Annotated in this window: 13 protein-coding genes; 1 reads left to right on the forward strand and 12 read right to left on the reverse strand. The window is 61.7% G+C overall.

The features are described from left to right. Positions 1 to 445 precede the first annotated feature (445 nt). From FHS09_RS15535 to FHS09_RS15560, 6 genes are all read right to left on the reverse strand, one after another. Positions 446 to 889 carry a hypothetical protein gene (locus tag FHS09_RS15535; RefSeq protein ID WP_183461555.1) on the reverse strand — a complete coding sequence of 148 codons (444 nt, stop codon included), beginning with the start codon at positions 887 to 889 and terminating at the stop codon, positions 446 to 448. A 375-nt stretch (positions 890 to 1,264) separates the two neighbouring features. Further along, positions 1,265 to 2,671 carry a M20/M25/M40 family metallo-hydrolase gene (locus tag FHS09_RS15540; RefSeq protein ID WP_183461557.1) on the reverse strand — a complete coding sequence of 469 codons (1,407 nt, stop codon included), beginning with the start codon at positions 2,669 to 2,671 and terminating at the stop codon, positions 1,265 to 1,267. Between the two features lie 25 nt (positions 2,672 to 2,696). Next, the gene (locus FHS09_RS15545; RefSeq protein WP_183461559.1) at positions 2,697 to 3,041 is read right to left on the reverse strand and encodes a hypothetical protein; all 345 of its coding nucleotides are present in this window, start codon (positions 3,039 to 3,041) and stop codon (positions 2,697 to 2,699) included. A 3-nt stretch (positions 3,042 to 3,044) separates the two neighbouring features. Further along, positions 3,045 to 3,812, reverse strand: coding sequence for a TSUP family transporter (locus FHS09_RS15550; protein WP_343057499.1), 768 nt, complete (start codon positions 3,810 to 3,812; stop codon positions 3,045 to 3,047). Positions 3,813 to 3,829: 17 nt separating this feature from the next. Next, positions 3,830 to 4,438, reverse strand: coding sequence for a lysophospholipid acyltransferase family protein (locus FHS09_RS15555; RefSeq protein ID WP_343057500.1), 609 nt, complete (start codon positions 4,436 to 4,438; stop codon positions 3,830 to 3,832). A 133-nt stretch (positions 4,439 to 4,571) separates the two neighbouring features. Next, a complete protein-coding gene (locus FHS09_RS15560) occupies positions 4,572 to 6,155 on the reverse strand; it encodes a peptide chain release factor 3 (protein ID WP_183461560.1) in 1,584 nt (527 codons plus the stop codon). 262 nt (positions 6,156 to 6,417) lie between these two features. Between FHS09_RS15560 and FHS09_RS15565 the strand changes: the two genes are divergently transcribed. Continuing rightward, positions 6,418 to 8,202 carry an aminopeptidase P family protein gene (locus FHS09_RS15565; protein ID WP_183461562.1) on the forward strand — a complete coding sequence of 595 codons (1,785 nt, stop codon included), beginning with the start codon at positions 6,418 to 6,420 and terminating at the stop codon, positions 8,200 to 8,202. Positions 8,203 to 8,295: 93 nt separating this feature from the next. Here FHS09_RS15565 and FHS09_RS15570 read toward each other — a convergent pair whose 3' ends face one another. From FHS09_RS15570 to FHS09_RS15595, 6 genes are all read right to left on the reverse strand, one after another. Then, positions 8,296 to 9,684, reverse strand: coding sequence for an MATE family efflux transporter (locus tag FHS09_RS15570; RefSeq protein WP_183461564.1), 1,389 nt, complete (start codon positions 9,682 to 9,684; stop codon positions 8,296 to 8,298). Positions 9,685 to 10,028: 344 nt separating this feature from the next. Further along, the gene (gene rimI, locus FHS09_RS15575; RefSeq protein WP_183461566.1) at positions 10,029 to 10,505 is read right to left on the reverse strand and encodes a ribosomal protein S18-alanine N-acetyltransferase; all 477 of its coding nucleotides are present in this window, start codon (positions 10,503 to 10,505) and stop codon (positions 10,029 to 10,031) included. Further along, complete coding sequence (locus FHS09_RS15580; protein ID WP_183461568.1) at positions 10,502 to 11,293, reverse strand: hypothetical protein; 792 nt, start codon at positions 11,291 to 11,293, stop codon at positions 10,502 to 10,504. The genes rimI and FHS09_RS15580 overlap by 4 nt, the downstream gene beginning before the upstream one ends. After that, positions 11,293 to 12,828, reverse strand: a complete 1,536-nt coding sequence (locus tag FHS09_RS15585) for a 2-isopropylmalate synthase (protein ID WP_183461571.1) — start codon at positions 12,826 to 12,828, stop codon at positions 11,293 to 11,295. The genes FHS09_RS15580 and FHS09_RS15585 overlap by 1 nt, the downstream gene beginning before the upstream one ends. 362 nt (positions 12,829 to 13,190) lie before the next feature. Then, on the reverse strand, positions 13,191 to 14,402 hold the full coding sequence (locus tag FHS09_RS15590; RefSeq protein ID WP_183461573.1) for a hypothetical protein: 1,212 nt from the start codon (positions 14,400 to 14,402) through the stop codon (positions 13,191 to 13,193). Then, complete coding sequence (locus FHS09_RS15595) at positions 14,377 to 15,792, reverse strand: MBOAT family O-acyltransferase (protein ID WP_183461575.1); 1,416 nt, start codon at positions 15,790 to 15,792, stop codon at positions 14,377 to 14,379. The genes FHS09_RS15590 and FHS09_RS15595 overlap by 26 nt, the downstream gene beginning before the upstream one ends. Positions 15,793 to 15,820: the final 28 nt, after the last annotated feature.

Here is a 15,820-nt window from a genome sequence, read left to right on the forward strand (position 1 = left end):
ATTATACCTAGGACCAGGAAAATGGCGCCGCCTGTCGGAATCCCGAATACATAACATGCAATTGCGGCAATGAGACACAGCAGCGTCAGCACCCATCTTTGTATCAACTTCAATACATTCTCCTTTTGATTTTTCACAATCACTCGACTGCAAACTTAACGAGGCTGTAGAAGAACTCCAGCCCCTTCCTTCTGATTGAATTTCACTCAGGAAATCGCGATCCTGAGTGAATTCTGAGTCTATTTCTCCTCGTGTAACGTATTTCAGAGCACTTTCCTCTCGGAAAATTTTCCTATTCAAGAAGTGCTTGAGTTTTTCTACAGCCTCAATAACGCCGCAATCAGCCGCGGCCAACTTTGTGCGCTTTTTGCGCAATAATGGGAGCGTAGCGACCGCGCAAAAAGTGCACAAAGTTGGTCGTCGGCTGTATTGCCTGGTTAAGCATTTACTTGTAGCTCCCTCCGAAACCTGGAGAATCTGGCTTCCAAACTTTCCCAGAAATTATATCTACATAGTTTTTGGATAAAATTTCCTCTACTCCAGAAATGTACTCAACAACCCTAGATTTAAAGTCACCGGTTAATTCATAGAATTTACGAGTTTTAATCTCCACCGATAGGCTACGCTCATAGTCATTTTTTTCGGTCGATAGATCTGGATTTTGATAAATCTTGGTTATCACGATATCTCGTGGAGATTTGCCTTTAGACATAAAGGCGATAGACAGCATTCTATCTGAGCTCTCGGATTTAAATTGGAAAGCATATGCTTTGCCCAAGGTTGGGAACTCTGAGACTTCTACTCCAGAGTAAGTAAAACCATATTCTGAAATAAGCTTAAGTTTATTTTTTACGCAAGTCTCAAATGCATCTATTTCTTCTGTTCTCATGACTTTCCTTGATGCTTAACAGTTAATTCAAAAGACGCTGCTTTATATTTACTTGCTCACTATCCGATTAAGAACCATAGTACCAAGTACAGGAATTCCCTTTAAAGATCAACTGGTTACAAGATCCATCAGATCTACCACCCCAGAAATAGATAGCAGCTGCTCTATATCTCCCCAATCGTTACCGCTATTGATCATATCGACATCCCCATATAAATCAAACACTTGCGCAATTTTCCAGGCAGATAGAAGCGGGCGCTGCTGATCCCGGGCGAACTTAGCCCTGCTCAAAAAACAAAACCCCGCACTGAGGCGGGGTTTCCGGGTGGCTGGCGGTGCTTTCGGTTCAACAGCCAGTTATTCCTGTAAGCGGCCTTAATTTTCCGTCGGCACCCGCCCCAGATCCTCTTCCATTTCCGCAGCCAGGAATGACATCACCACCCAGGCCGCCACATTCTGTTTCAGGTTGCCCGGGTCCACCTTGTCCAGGGTGTCGTTGGGCGTGTGGTGGTAGTCGAAGTAGTCGGTGCCGTCCTGGTAGAGGCCGAAGGCGGGTACGCCTTGGGCGACGAAGACGCTGCTGTCGGGGCCACCACTGGACTGGTTGTTGCCGCGCTCTATACCCAGCGGGGCCAGTACCTGCATCATCTGGTCGGCGATATCGAATTTGTTCTCCGGCAGGCGGGTGTCGAAGCGCCAGATTTTGCCGGCGCCGAAGTCGGATTCGGAGACGGCGATGATGTTGTCCAGTTCGCCGCGGTGGGCGTCCACATATTGCTTGGCGCCCACCAGGCCGATTTCCTCGGCTCCAAACAAAACCACGCGCAGGGTGCGGCGCGGGCGTTGGGGCAGTTCGGCGATCAGGCGCGCGGTTTCCATGAGGATGGCTACGCCGGCGCCGTCGTCCAGGGCGCCGGTGCCTTCGTCCCAGGAGTCCAGGTGGGCGCCGATGATCATCGCCTCTTCCGGTTTTTCGCGGCCGGTGATTTCGCCGATCACGTTAAAGGATGGGCCGTCGGCGAGGCGTTCGTTGTGCACGTCCAGTTTGACTTCCACCGGTTTGCCGCGCTCGAGCATGGCTTCCAGCAGGTTGGCGTCCGGGGCGGAGAGGGCCAGGGCCGGCACCGGGTTTTCAACGCCGTCGATGGACATCATGCCGGTGTGGGCGAAGCGGTCGGAGTCGGTGCCCACGGAGCGCAGCAGCAGTGCGGCCGCGCCTTTTTCCGCGGCGGCGCGCATGCCCCTGCTGCGGCCCTGTACTGCGGGGCCGTAACCTTCGCCGGTGCGGGCACGCTCCATGCGCTTGTTGATAAAGGCGATCTTGCCCTTCACCTTCTTAGCCGGTGCCTTGATGAGGGCTTCCACATCGGAGAACTCGACGATTTCCGCGGAAAGGCCACCTTCCGGCGTGGGCGCGCTGTAACCGAGGGAGGTGACCACCAGCGGTTGCGGGAAAGGCGCGACGACTTCGGCGTGGGCGTGGCCGCGGTGCCAGCGCTGCACGTCGATCTGTTCGGTGTAGACGCGGTCGAAACCGAGCTTCTTCATTTTTTCCTGGGCCCAGGCCACCGCGCGGCGGTCGCCCTCGGTGCCGGCGCGGCGTGGGCCCACCTCGACGGTGAGGGATTCGACGATACTGTAGGCATCGGAGGATTCCAGTGCGCGGTCGCGCAGCACTTCCGCCACGGAGAGGTCCTCCTGGGAAAGCGGCTTGGCCTGGGCGGCGGTAACCGCCAGGGTCGCGATCAGTCCCCCGGTAAGGGTCAGCAATGGTCTGAACATGGTTTTTTCGTCCTCGGTTTACAACTTATTGGTGGTTGTCGGTGTTGTCTGTTAGCAACTGCCGGCGCATGACGCGCAGCCGCTCGATCCCGGCTTCGGTAAACAGGTAGGGCGACGCACCGGTGTACTCAGATTTTTCTATGTCCAGGCACTCCTGGCGCAGACGCTCCAGCTCCGGATCGTGGCGCATGGGATAGCTGGTGAGCACACGCCATTCGTTATCGTCCGCCTGGCCGGCGATCACGTCCTCCAGCCCTTTGACGAACTGCTCGCGGCTCATGCGGAAACGCGGTGTGCGCATATGCATAAAAGCCCAGATGATCAGGGCGAATGCCGCGAACGAGAGCAAAAGGGTTATAAATATTTCCATCGGTCAGGTCTCCAGCAGTAACCTGATCGCCACTGCAATGGTCGCCAGGACAATGACCGGCCTCACCAGGCTGGCGCCGCGGGCGATCACCAGGTTGGAACCCAGGCGCGCGCCGACAATCTGCGCCGCCGACATACAGATGGCCAGCCACAGCAGCAGATGCCCCCCGGCCATAAAGATAAACATCGAGGTGGCGTTGGTCGCCAGCACCAGCGGCTTGGTGTGCGCCGTGGCCCTGCGCATGTTGTAACCCAGCAAAGCGGCAAATGCCAGCGCATAGATGGAACCCATGCCCGGCCCGAAAAAGCCGCCGTAAAAACCTATGCCGCCGCCGATCAGCAGGTTGAACTGGCCGTTGCTTAGCCGGGCTTTGGTATCTATGTCAGATATACGTGGCGAAAAGGCAAAATACAACGCGATTGCGATCAAGAGCACCGGCAGCAGGATGCGCAGTTGCTCGCCACCCAGCTGGGTTACAGTCCAGGTACCCAGCGCCGACCCGCAAATTGCCGCCAGCAGCCCCGGCCACAATGGCCGCAGGTCCAGGTGGCCCTTCTGGAAAAAGTTGAATGCGGAGGAGAGGGTGCCGAATACGCTCTGGAATTTATTGGTGCCGAGGGCATCCAGTGGCGGTATCCCGGCCCACAGCAGGGCCGGCAGGGTGATCATACCGCCGGCACCGGCGATGGAACTGATAAAGCCCGCGGCAAAGGCCACTGAGGTCAGGATCAGGTAAGTGATTAATGGGAGGTCGCCGGTAAATTCCGCCACTTTGTTCCCGGGAGGATTTATTCGTCCTCGATAAAGTCTATCTGGTTTTCCGGGTTACGGCCCCGGTACTTGTTGAAGCGGCGCTGTATCTCGCGCATATCCTGTTCCAGGTTGCCGGTGGGCTGGTAGAGGGAATCCACGCAGATACGCTTGCGGGGAAAGTCCCAGGCAACCAGCAGAATCGGCACCTGCGCCGTATAGGCGATTCGCAGGAAACCGTTTTTCCACTTGTCGACCTTTTTGCGGGTGCCCTCGGGAGTGATGGCCACCCACATTTTTTCGTTTTGCCGAAAGGATTTCGCCATCTGCTGGGCCAGGCCGCCCGGCGCGGTGCGATCGGTGGGCAGGCCGCCCAGCCATATAAACAGGCGCTTGAATGGCCAGAAAAAAGCTTCCTTTTTCATCATAAAGGAAATCTTGGCCTTGAGCGCCATAATGAACGGCATAGCCACCACAAAGTCCCAGTTGGAAGTGTGGGGGGCCAGGGCCACCATTACTTTTTTCTCCGGCGGAAATTCGCCCTCCAGGCGCCAGCCCAGAGCCTTTACGATCAGCAGGCCAATGCCTTGGGTAAACCAGTTGCCGATACGCGGCATTTCTTCGGGTAGATTCTTTGGAATACTCACGTCAATCCTTCTCTCAATCTTACTGCCCGTTTGATCACTGTAGACATGCAGCTCCTACGGCGGGCCTGCGGCCCGCTTGCGGAGCTGGAGCCTTCAGCGCCAAATAAACAGCTCCGCGGTCCCGGGGTCCCGGCTAGTGTTCCCGGGTGGCGTAGAAGCGGATTTCCGGGTAGCGCTCCTCCGCCAGCTGCAAATTCACCCGCGTGGGCGCCAGGTAGGTCAGGTGGCCGGCGCCGTCCAACGCCAGGTTGGTGCTGGCCTTGCGTTTAAACGCATCCAGCTCCTTGGCGCTCTCGCTATCCACCCAGCGCGCGGTGCTTACATTCACATTTTCGTAAATGGCTTCCACCTTGTATTCGTCTTTCAGGCGGTAGGCCACCACTTCGAACTGCAGCACCCCCACGGCGCCGACGATAATGTCGTTGTTGTCCAGCGGGAAAAACACCTGGGTGGACCCCTCTTCCGAGAGCTGCTGCAACCCTTTCTGCAACTGCTTCAGTTTCAGCGGGTCTTTCAGGCGGATGCGGCGGAAGAGTTCCGGGGCGAAGTTGGGAATACCGGTAAACTTGAGTTGTTCGCCCTCGGTAAAGGTGTCGCCGATCTGGATGGTGCCGTGGTTGTGCAGGCCGATAATATCGCCGGCGATGGCCTCCTCAACATGGGTGCGGTCGCCGGCCATAAAGGTCACCGCATCGGCGATCTTCACATCCTTGCCCAGGCGCACGTGCTTCATCTTCATGCCGCGGCTGTAGGTGCCGGAGCAGACGCGCATAAAGGCGATGCGGTCGCGGTGCTTGGGGTCCATATTCGCCTGGATCTTGAATACGAAGCCGGAGAATTTTTTCTCGTCCGGCTGCACCTGCCGCTCGTTGGTGGCGCGCGGCTGCGGACCCGGCGCCCACTCCACGAAGCCATCGAGCATTTCGCGCACGCCGAAATTGCCCAGCGCGGTGCCGAAAAACACGGGGGTCAGCTTGCCGGCCAGGTAGGCCTCCAGGTCGAACTGGTGGGTGGCGCCGCGCACCAGTTCGATCTCCTCGCGAATATCGTCGGCGTACTCGCCCAGCAGCGCGTCCGCCTCGGCGGAATCCAGCCCCTCGATGCGGATATCCTCCGGGATGGTGTGGCCCTGGCCCTGTTTGTAGACGTGGATAGTATCGGTGTAGAGATTGTAGACCCCGCGAAAATACTTGCCGGAACCCAACGGCCAGTTGATCGGCGCAGCCTGGATATTCAGCACCTCCTCGATCTCGTCCATCACCTCGATGGGGTCGCGGATATCCCGGTCCAGCTTGTTGATAAACGACAGGATCGGCGTGGTGCGCAGGCGGCAGACGTTCATCAGCTTAACCGTGCGGTCCTCCACACCCTTGGCGCCGTCGATCACCATCAGCGCCGAGTCCACCGCGGTGAGCACCCGATAGGTATCCTCGGAGAAGTCCTCGTGCCCGGGGGTGTCCAGCAGGTTGACCGTGCGCCCGGCGTAGGGGAACTGCATCACTGAGGAGGTCACCGAGATGCCCCGCTCCTGCTCCATGGCCATCCAGTCGGAGCGCGCGTGGGGGCCCTTCTTGCCCTTGACCGAGCCGGCCAGCTGGATGGCATTGCCAAACAGCAACAACTTTTCGGTCACCGTGGTCTTACCGGCGTCCGGGTGGGAAATAATCGCGAAGGTGCGACGGCCGGCGATACCCGCCAGGCTGGAACTCTGGGCCATAATCTCTGTGCTTGAACAGCTTGGAAAACAAGGCGCGCATTATACACGTCGGCAAGCCGCACAGGGGGCTGATAGACTGCGGCTTTCGGAATCGAAATCCAATCAACGAACGTGCTGCGAAGCCCCTGATGCCGGGGGCTTTTTGCGGGACCTTCTGCGGCCATGGATGGCCGCGGAGAGCGTACAGGGATGTATTCACAGCGTGTCCCGCAAAAAGCCACCGGTAGCAGGGGCGCCACAAGATTTAGAAGAGAGAAGAACTATGAGCAGGGAGCGATTGCAGGCACTGCGGGAAGAGCTGGCGCGGCAGGGGGTACAGGCCTTCCTGGTGCCCCGCGGCGACGAGTACCAGAACGAATATGTGCCCGCCTCCGACGAGCGCCTGGCCTGGCTCACCAACTTTACCGGCTCCGCCGGCATGGCCCTGGTAAGCATGGAACACGCGGCGCTGTTCGTGGACGGCCGCTATACCCTGCAGGCCCAGCAGCAGATCGGCGACCAGCCCATCGACCAGGAGGACCTGAACCAGGACGCCATCGCCGACTGGCTGTGCGACCAGTTGAAGACTGGCGAGGCCCTGGGCTACGACCCGCGCCTGCACACCGAGCCGGGCCTGGCACTGCTGCACAAGCGTCTGGGCGAGCGGGATATCGCACTGCGCCCCCTGGACGACAACCCCATCGACGCCGTATGGACCGACCGGCCGGCGACACCCTGCGGGCCGGCGCGTCCCCATCCCTATACGTTTACCGGCGAACACTCCGCGGACAAGCGCCGGCGTATCGCCGCGCTGCTGGCGGACAAGCGCGCCGACGCCCTGTGGCTGCCCAACCCGGAGGTGTGCGCCTGGCTGTTCAATATCCGCGGCAGCGATGTGCCCCATTTGCCGGTGGCCCTGGCCAGCGCCCTGCTCTACCGCGACGGCAGTGCCACCCTCTACCTGGCGAAGGAAGCCGTGGGCGATGCGCTGATCGAACACCTCGATAACGAAGTGAGTATTGTTAGCGACAAGCGCGAGCTGTTCGCCGCCGCCCGGCGCCACCATGTGGCGAAAGTCTGGGTGGACCCGCTGATCACCAATTGCTGGACGCTACAGCAATTGCGCGCACTGGATATCGAACTACTGCAGGAGCGCGATCCCATCATCGCCGCCAAGGCGCGTAAGAACGCGGTGGAACTGGCGGGCACCCGCGCCGCCCACGAGCGCGACGGCGCCGCCCTGTGTGAATTTCTCGCCGAGCTGCCCGGCGCCGTGGCCGCCGCCACTCCCGATAACAGCTTTGGCGAACTGAAGGCGGTGCAATTGCTGCGCAGCAAGCGCGAACAGCGCGAGGGCTTCAGCGACGACAGCTTCGACACCATCTCCGGCTACGGCCCCAACGGCGCCGTCGTACACTACCGGGTGAGCCGCGAGTCCAGCCTGCCGATAAAGCCCGAGGGCATCTACCTGGTGGACTCCGGGGCCCAGTACCCGGACGGCACCACCGATGTCACCCGCACCGTGGCCCTGGGGAGTTTTCCGCACCTGGCCAAAGAGCATTTCACCCGCGTACTCAAAGGCCATATCGCCATCGCCACTCTGCGCTTTCCCATCGGCACCTGCGGTGAGCAGATAGACGCCTTTGCGCGTCGGGCGCTGTGGGACCAGGGCCTCGACTACGCCCACGGCACCGGCCACGGGGTGGGCAGTTTCCTGAGCGTGCATGAGGGCCCGCAGCGGATCGGCAAGGCGGGCACCGGCGTGCCCTTGCAGGCGGGCATGATCGTCTCCAACGAACCGGGGTTCTACCTCACCGGGCAGTACGGCATTCGTATCGAGAACCTGGTGTTCGTGAAGGAATCCGCGGAGCACTATGGCTTCCTGGAGTTCGAGGAGCTGACCCTGGCGCCGATCGATCGCACGCTGATCGAGCCGGCGCTGTTGAGCGAAGGGGAGAGGAAATGGCTGAACGATTACCACCGGAGGGTTCGTGAGACGCTGATGCCGCTGGTGAATGAAAACACCCAGCGCTGGCTGAAGGACGTCACCGAACCACTGCCCTTGTAGGAGCGGCCGCTGGCCGCGATCGGGCTAGCTACGCAGCAAAGGCCGATCGCGGCCAGCGGCCGCTCCTACAAAAGGGGAGCTTCCGCGACCGCATCAATCCCGCCCCACAGCCGCACTCGCGGGCATATCCACCGCTCCGGGGCGCCCGCCGATTTCCCGCCGCAACCACCACCAGGACAGGGCGCCGAGCAGCAGGTTGGCCGCCGCGGTGGCCGCGAACAGCCCGCTGATCCCCCACAGTTGATTGCCCACCCAGGCCAGCGGCAGGTAGACGCCCAGTACGCGCAGGAAGGAGATCAGCGTGGCCGGCAGTGGCCGGCCGAGGCCGTTGAAGGCCGCGTTGGCGGACATCACGAAGCCATAGCCGGCGTAGCTGAAAGGCACCACCGCCAGGTAGGCCACCGCCACCGCCAGCACCGCCTCGGAATCGCTGAACAGCTGCGCGAGAAACCCGCCCACCAGGTACAACACCAGCGCCAGCATTAGCCCGAAGACCAGGCAGAAGCGCGCCAAAACAGCGACCGTCTCCTGCATACGCCCCACCTTGCCGGCACCGGCATTCTGCCCGATAAAGGGCCCCACCACCGAAGACAGCGCATAGAACACGATCAGCGCCACCGGCTCGATACGCAGCGCCACCCCCAGGCCCGCCACCGCATCGGCGCCGTGCACCGCCACCAGCGCCACCATCACACCGCCGGCCATGGGAATGATCACATTGGTGGCCACTGCCGGCAGCCCCACCGCCAGAACGGTGCGCCAGGAATCCGCCAGTACCGACCAGCGCCATTCCGGCGCGGCCAGGAGCTTTTCCCTGCGCACCAGGAAATAGAGCGCGGCAAAGAAGCTGATTCCGCGCGCGATCACCGTGGACAGGGCCGCCCCCTGCAACTCCAGGCGCGGAAAGCCCAGCAGGCCGAAGATCAGTAGCGGGTCCAACAGCAGGTTGAAAAGCGCCACCGCCACCATGATGCGCCCGGTGATCGCGCTGTTGCCGATGGCCCGCAACGCCGACAGTGCCACCATGGGCACCACCGCGAACACCGCGCCCAGGTACCAGGGCACCATGTAGTCGGCGATCAGCGGCAGCATCTCCGCCGGCGCGCCCAGCAGGCGGAACAGCGGCCCCACTGTGAGCAATCCCACGGCGCTGATCGCCAGCGCCACCAGCAGCGCCAGCAGCGAGGCGTCGGTCACCAGCCGCCGTACCCGGGCCATATCGCCGGCGCCGTAGGCCCGCGCCACCGCCGAGGAGGTGCCGGCGCCCAGGCCGATGGCGAAGCTGTTGATCACCATCACCACCGGGAAAGAAAAGCTCATCGCCGCCAGCGGGCCGCTGCCCAGTTGGGCGACAAACCAAGTATCCACCACATTGAACGACATGGTGGCGAGAATGCCCCACACCATGGGCAGGGCCAGGCGCCGCAGGTGACCGGCGACCGGGCCCTCTAGCAGGGAGGGATTGTTGGAGGTTAACGCCATGAACAACTCTTTGCGGAAAGATGGACGCTTCCGCTGGATCGCAGCGAAGCGGAAAAAAAGAAAAATAGAATAAGATTATTTTACCATTCCCTTGATGAATGGTACTTACTTAAGCCGAAAGTCCGCATTTTTGTAGGATGGGCAAAGCGAAGGCAGGAAACGCGTGAGCAGTTTTTCTACCTCTGCCTTGCCCATCCTTCCGGCCTCTGCCGAATGACGAAAACGCACGGGTAGGAGCGGCCGTTGGCCGCGATCGGTCTGTGCTACGAAGCCAGTCCGATCGCGGCCAGCGGCGGATGGCCGCCCCGCCGCTCCTACAAGGGAGGGAGATCCGGCGAAGCTGGTTACGGGTGTTCCAGGCAGAGGCTCATCAGCACCGCGTCCTCGCGGGCGCCACCGTCTGCCGGGTAGTAATTCTTGCGCAGTCCGTCTTCGCGAAAACCCAGTTTGCGGTAGAGGGAGCGCGCGGCGCGATTGGAGGCGCGAACTTCCAGGAGGACCCGTTCGATTTCCGGCGGCAGCTGGGCGAGCAGTTGTCTCAACAGCGCCCCGGCCACGCCGCGCCGGCGCCAGCGGGGCGCCACCGCGATATCGAGGATCTCCGCCGCGTCGAACAGCCGGGAAATCACACAGCAGGCGATGGCCTCGCCCTCCCGAGACCACAGCAGCCAGCTGTCGTGCCCGACCTTGAGGCTGTCGCGGTACTGTCTCTCGCTCCAGGGGTGGCTGTGGGCGCTGCAAGCCAGCGCGGCCAGGGTCGGGCAGTCCGCGACGGTGGCGGCGACCAGGCGGGCATCGGTGAGGTCGAATTCGGGGGTCATTGGACCCCGGAATCAGGGAAACGAGTGTGCTCTGGATAGGTTTCCCGCAGCAGCTTCCACAGTGCGCGCTTGCGCTCCGGCTGCTGCAACAGCCGGGTCAGGCTGGGCATGGCCAGCAGGCGGATGCCGTTCCACTCGGTCACCGGCTCTGCCAAGGGCACTGGTGAACAGAAATCGCGGGCCTGCCGGCCCATCAGCCAGATGGATTTAACCGGCCGGCGGACGCTGGCCGCTTCCAGCCAACTGGAGCAGGTATCCCGCGCGTCCGAGGCGGCGGCCGCGGGGCCGAAGCGGTTTTCCGCCAGGGGCCAGCGCAGCCGGTCCTGCTCCCGGGGCAACTGGTGCCAACCCAGGGCGCGGGCGATATTGTTGAACAGCGCCTCCACCGGCAGCGCGGCGCCGGGCTCACGGCTGTCCACCGCCAGCAGTTCGTCTCCCAGCCACCAGCAACTGAGGACAAAAGGTTGCACCTGTTGCTGTGGCGGGGTCAGTTCGGCGGGGGCGGACTGCGGCTGGGGGGCAGCTCGCATCTGTTCGGTGAGAGCGCCGATATCGCGTAGCGCGGTGTTCGCAGCTTGCGGGGATTCCGCGATCTCGGGCGGGCCTTCGGCCCGCTGGCGGAGCTGGAGCTCCGCGGTCCCGGGGGGTGGCTCCCTGTTTTCGATCGGCAGCTCTTCAACCGGCAGCCAGGCCTGCCGCGGTTCCGGCGCCAGGGGCAGCCGGAACCGCGGCATATAGCTGATGACTCCCAGCGCCGACAGATATTCCGCGCGATGCAGTTCGTGCATCAGACGCCCTTGCGTTTGCCGCCGCCGGAGGCGAGCAGGTTGAGGGCGTCCAGGTAGGCCAGGGTCGAGGCCACGAGGATGTCGGTGTCCGCGCCCACACCGTTGACCAGGCGGCCGTCCAGCTCCAGACGCACGGTAACATTGCCCTGGGAGTCGGTGCCCTGGGTGACCGCATTGACCGAGTAGAGCTTGAGGTCCGCGCCGCTCTCCGCCACCGATTCAATGGCCTTGAAGGTCGCGTCCACGGGGCCGCTGCCATAGGCTTCGGCGCGGTGGGACTCGCCGTCGATCAGCAGGCGCAGCTGCGCCTGCGGGAGGCTACCGCTCTTGCTGCGCACTTCCAGGTCTTCCAACTGGTAGTGCTCCACGGGAGCCTCGCTGCCGGTGACCAGCGACTGCAGGTCTTCGTCGAAGATTTCGTGCTTCTTGTCCGCCAGATCCTTGAAGCGCTGGAACACCAGGGCGAACTCGCCGGCGTCGTCAAAATTGATTCCCAGTTCTTCGTAGCGCGCCTTGACCGCCGCGCGGCCCGAGTGCTTGCCCAGTACCAGGCGGTTGTGGCCCCAGCCCACGTCCTGGGCGCGCATGATTTCGTAGGTCTCGCGATGCTTGAGAATGCCGTCCTGGTGAATCCCGGACTCGTGGGCGAAGGCGTTGGCGCCGACGATGGCCTTGTTGGGCTGCACCGGGAAGCCGGTGATGGAACTGACCAAACGCGAAGTGGGCACGATATGGGTGGTGTCTATGCCGGTCTCCACCGGGTAGAGATCCTGGCGGGTGCGCACCGCCATCACGATTTCTTCCAGGGAGGCGTTGCCGGCGCGCTCGCCCAGACCGTTGATGGTGCACTCCACCTGGCGCACGCCGTTCATCACCGCGGACAGGGAGTTGGCCACCGCCAGCCCCAGGTCATTGTGGCAGTGGGTGGAGAAGATGGCCTTGTCGGAGTTGGGCACATTCTCGATCACCCGCTTGAACATGGCCCCGTACTCACCGGGCTCGCCGTAGCCGACGGTGTCGGGAATATTGATGGTGCCGGCGCCCGCATTGATTACCGCCTCGATAATGCGGTACATGAATTCCGGCTCGGAGCGGCTGCCGTCCTCCAGGGAAAACTCCACATCGTCGGTGAACTGGCGCGCACGCTTCACCGCATCCACCGCCTGGGCGAAAACCTGTTCCGGCTCCATCTGCAGCTTGTATTTCATATGGATGGGGGAGGTGGCGATAAAAGTGTGAATACGGGGGGCGGTGGCTTTCTGCAGCGCCTCACCGGCGCGGATGATGTCCGGGCCCACGGCGCGGGCCAGGCTGCATACGGTGGAATCCTTGACGGCCTCAGCCACCGCCTGCACCGCCTCGAAATCCCCCTGACTGGCGATGGCGAAGCCGGCTTCGATCACGTCCACACGCATGCGTTCAAGCATACGCGCGATGCGGACCTTCTCATCCTTGGTCATGGAGGCGCCGGGGCTCTGCTCGCCGTCGCGCAGGGTGGTATCAAATATGACTAATTTATCTTTCTTGGTGTTCATCTGGGCTCTTTCTCCTCATCTGGCCCGAGGCTAAACAGCGGCTGTACTGCTGTCTACGCGCCGATCAAATAAAGTGTGGAATTCTGCCGGAGGGTAACGGAGTAAAATTATATGCCGCAACGCGGTAGTCGCAGCGAAAAAGCTAGTGCGCGATAGAGGTGCCAGGTGTTGAAATGGTCGGTGTGCATGGCGGTTTCGGCGCTGGGTGGAATGTGCGCATTATGCCCCCCTCGCGTCCAAGCGGTCAACAGCCATCCTAATAGATACAGTAAAATTAGTAAAAATTAGGATGTGAATCTCATTTTCCTAAGAAAAACGGATGCAGCAGTCTCCGGCCCCGGCGTGAACCGGAGCCGTCCGCGCTAATCGATTGCCGCCTCCATTTCCGGCGGGGCCAGCTCTTCAACCAAGTGGCGGGTATAGGCCACCCCGCCGGTGTAGCGGGCCAGATGGGTGGTGTCCACAAACATCTCCGGTGTGATGGCCGGCAGTTCGCGATCGTTCCGCAGGCGGAGACCGGTCTCCTCTTCGATGCGCGCCACCGCCGCCGCCAGCCGCTCGGTGGCCTCCGGCGTATTTTGAATCCAGCGGCTGTTCTTCGGCAGCATCAGCACTTCCACGCGGTCGGAGATGGCCTGGAAATTTTTCACAATGCGGATAAACGCTTCCACCAGCTCCGGATCAAAGTTCAGCTCGATGATATCGGCGGTGTTGATGCGGTGCAGGCGGTCGTCATCCAACTTGTGCTCGGTGCGCAGTGTCGCGTAGAACTCATCGAACAGCGCCAGGGTTTCGGCGGAGCGCTCTTCCGCAATGGTGCCGCCGCCCTGCCAGCCGTAGTGCCATTGCTTCGCCCGGTAATCCGGGTAGTCCTCCTGGAAACGCTGATCGAGAATCCGGTTCAGTTCCCGACGCCGGGCTTTCGCGGCCTCATCTTCCGGAATCCCGGTGCGCGGGCGCGGCGGGGCGAGCCCCGCGGCGACAAAACTGGTGAAGGCCTCGGCGGAAATGCCGCCCCGCAGGTAGCGGATATTGAATAGCCGCACGCCACGTTCCGGGTCCCGTATCAGCACAGGGAAAAACTCCTGCGGCGTGCCCAGTATGGCCTGCATCGTCTCCTCGGCTTCGCGGGCGCGATTGCGGCGGGTAACGGTTGCCTGGAAGGGATTAAATTCGATCAGCGCGATTTTCAGGCGGCGCTCGTCGCGCTCGAACTGCTCCCTGATACGGCGGGACAGAGTGTCCTGGAACAGCGGATTGAGGCCGCCGAAACCGAAGTTGAAGGATTTCACCGGAAGGCCCCGCGCGGCCATTTCGCGGTCGAACTGCCGCGGGGAAAAGCCGGCCTCCACCCTGGAGGAGCCGAAAAACATCACCAGTTCCTGCGGCTCCGCGGTGATGCGCGGGAGCGCGGCCTTGGCCTGCAGCACGCGGCCGAGGAAAGCGTCCGCAGTGATCCCGGTCCCGGTGTGAAACAGGCGCACAAGCCCCAGGGCGGCACCCATTCCCAGCAGGATAACGAGAACGATGCGGGCGAAGAGCGCGCGCTCAGAACTGGAAGTAGATAAATTCACTGCTTGGCTCTCCTATCATCAGGCAAAGGGCCTGCACCGTAACCAGTGCCGGCCAGAATCCCCACGGCTTTTGCGCCAGACGCTCGCCGTATTCCAAAACCCCGTAGTCCATCAGGTGCATCGCCAGCAACGCCGCCGCGACGAGCCCAAACACCAGCGCAGCACCCTGGGACGGCGACGGCAGCGCGGCGCCGATGCTGTGCAGGGTCACCAGCATTTGCCAAGCGCCCTCCAGGCTGGCCGCGCGGAACAGCACCCAGCCGATCAGTATCAGGTAGAAAGTGAACGCCCACTTGAACAGGCGCATCCACAGCGAGCGCGACTGCACAAAGGGCGCGAACAAGCGCAGCTCACTCAGCTTGTGGGTCGCGCCGATCAGCGCACCGTGAAACGCACCCCAGGCGACAAAGGTCCAGGCGGCGCCATGCCAGAGACCACCCAGCAGCATGGTGATAAAGATATTGCGATAGCGGTTGCCTCCACGGTTGCCGCCCAGCGGGATATAGAGGTAGTCGCGCAGCCAACTGGATAGGGAGATGTGCCAGCGGCGCCAGAAATCCACCGGCGACAGGGCAAAGTACGGCAGGCGGAAATTCAACGGAATCTGGAAGCCGAGCAACAGCGCCAGGCCTATGGCCATATCGCTATAGCCGGAAAAGTCACCGTAGATCTGCCCGGCGAAAGCCAGCACACCGGTCCAGGATTCCATCAGGCTGACAGGCCCCGAACTATCGAATGCGGTTGCCACCGGGCCGGCCAGCAGGTCCGCCACGGTTTTCTTCATCAGGCCGACGGTGATCAGCAGGAAACCGTACTTGGCGTTGGTCCAGGTCGGCAGCGGCAGCCGGTGGAACTGCGGCAATATCTGCCGCGCGCGCAGTATCGGGCCCGCCACCAATTGCGGAAAGAAGGCCAGCGCCGCGGTGAACTCCACCAGCCCCCGGCGCGGCTGCATGTCGCCGCGGTAGACGTCGATGGTGTAGCTCATGCTCTGGAAGGTGTAGAAGGAGATGCCCACCGGCAGTATCAGCTCCAGCGACGACAGCGACGGCTCGTATCCCAGCAGCCGCAGCAGATCGGCTACCGAACCGATGGCGAAGTCCGCGTACTTGAAAACCGCCAGTATCCCCAGGTTCACCGCGATGGATATACCGAGCAGTATTTTCCGGCGCCTTCCCGCGGGTGCCGCGGCAATCCCCTGGGCGAGGAAATAATCCACAACCGCGCTGCCGACCAGCAGCGGAATAAAGGCGTAGTTCCAGGCCCCGTAGAACACCAGGCTGGCCACCAGGATGAGGTAGACCCGCGGCCTTCGCTGCAGGAACACGAACCCGTAGAACAGCAGGAAGACGATAAAAAAGGCAAAGAACAGGGGCGTATTGAAAATCATATGGCTGTCGTCTTGTTATTGTTTTTCC

The organism is Microbulbifer rhizosphaerae (assembly GCF_014191725.1).
Lineage (GTDB): Bacteria > Pseudomonadota > Gammaproteobacteria > Pseudomonadales > Cellvibrionaceae > Microbulbifer > Microbulbifer rhizosphaerae.

What these genes read in the sequence shown, in the direction of transcription:
- FHS09_RS15565 (WP_183461562.1), top strand. Translation starts at nt 6,418, where the DNA reads ATGAGCAGGGAGCGATTGCAGGCACTGCGGGAAGAGCTGGCGCGGCAG.
- rimI (WP_183461566.1), bottom strand. Translation starts at nt 10,505, where the DNA reads ATGACCCCCGAATTCGACCTCACCGATGCCCGCCTGGTCGCCGCCACC.
- FHS09_RS15535 (WP_183461555.1), bottom strand. Translation starts at nt 889, where the DNA reads ATGAGAACAGAAGAAATAGATGCATTTGAGACTTGCGTAAAAAATAAA.
- FHS09_RS15570 (WP_183461564.1), bottom strand. Translation starts at nt 9,684, where the DNA reads ATGGCGTTAACCTCCAACAATCCCTCCCTGCTAGAGGGCCCGGTCGCC.
- FHS09_RS15580 (WP_183461568.1), bottom strand. Translation starts at nt 11,293, where the DNA reads ATGCACGAACTGCATCGCGCGGAATATCTGTCGGCGCTGGGAGTCATC.
- FHS09_RS15560 (WP_183461560.1), bottom strand. Translation starts at nt 6,155, where the DNA reads ATGGCCCAGAGTTCCAGCCTGGCGGGTATCGCCGGCCGTCGCACCTTC.
- FHS09_RS15585 (WP_183461571.1), bottom strand. Translation starts at nt 12,828, where the DNA reads ATGAACACCAAGAAAGATAAATTAGTCATATTTGATACCACCCTGCGC.
- FHS09_RS15540 (WP_183461557.1), bottom strand. Translation starts at nt 2,671, where the DNA reads ATGTTCAGACCATTGCTGACCCTTACCGGGGGACTGATCGCGACCCTG.
- FHS09_RS15545 (WP_183461559.1), bottom strand. Translation starts at nt 3,041, where the DNA reads ATGGAAATATTTATAACCCTTTTGCTCTCGTTCGCGGCATTCGCCCTG.
- FHS09_RS15595 (WP_183461575.1), bottom strand. Translation starts at nt 15,792, where the DNA reads ATGATTTTCAATACGCCCCTGTTCTTTGCCTTTTTTATCGTCTTCCTG.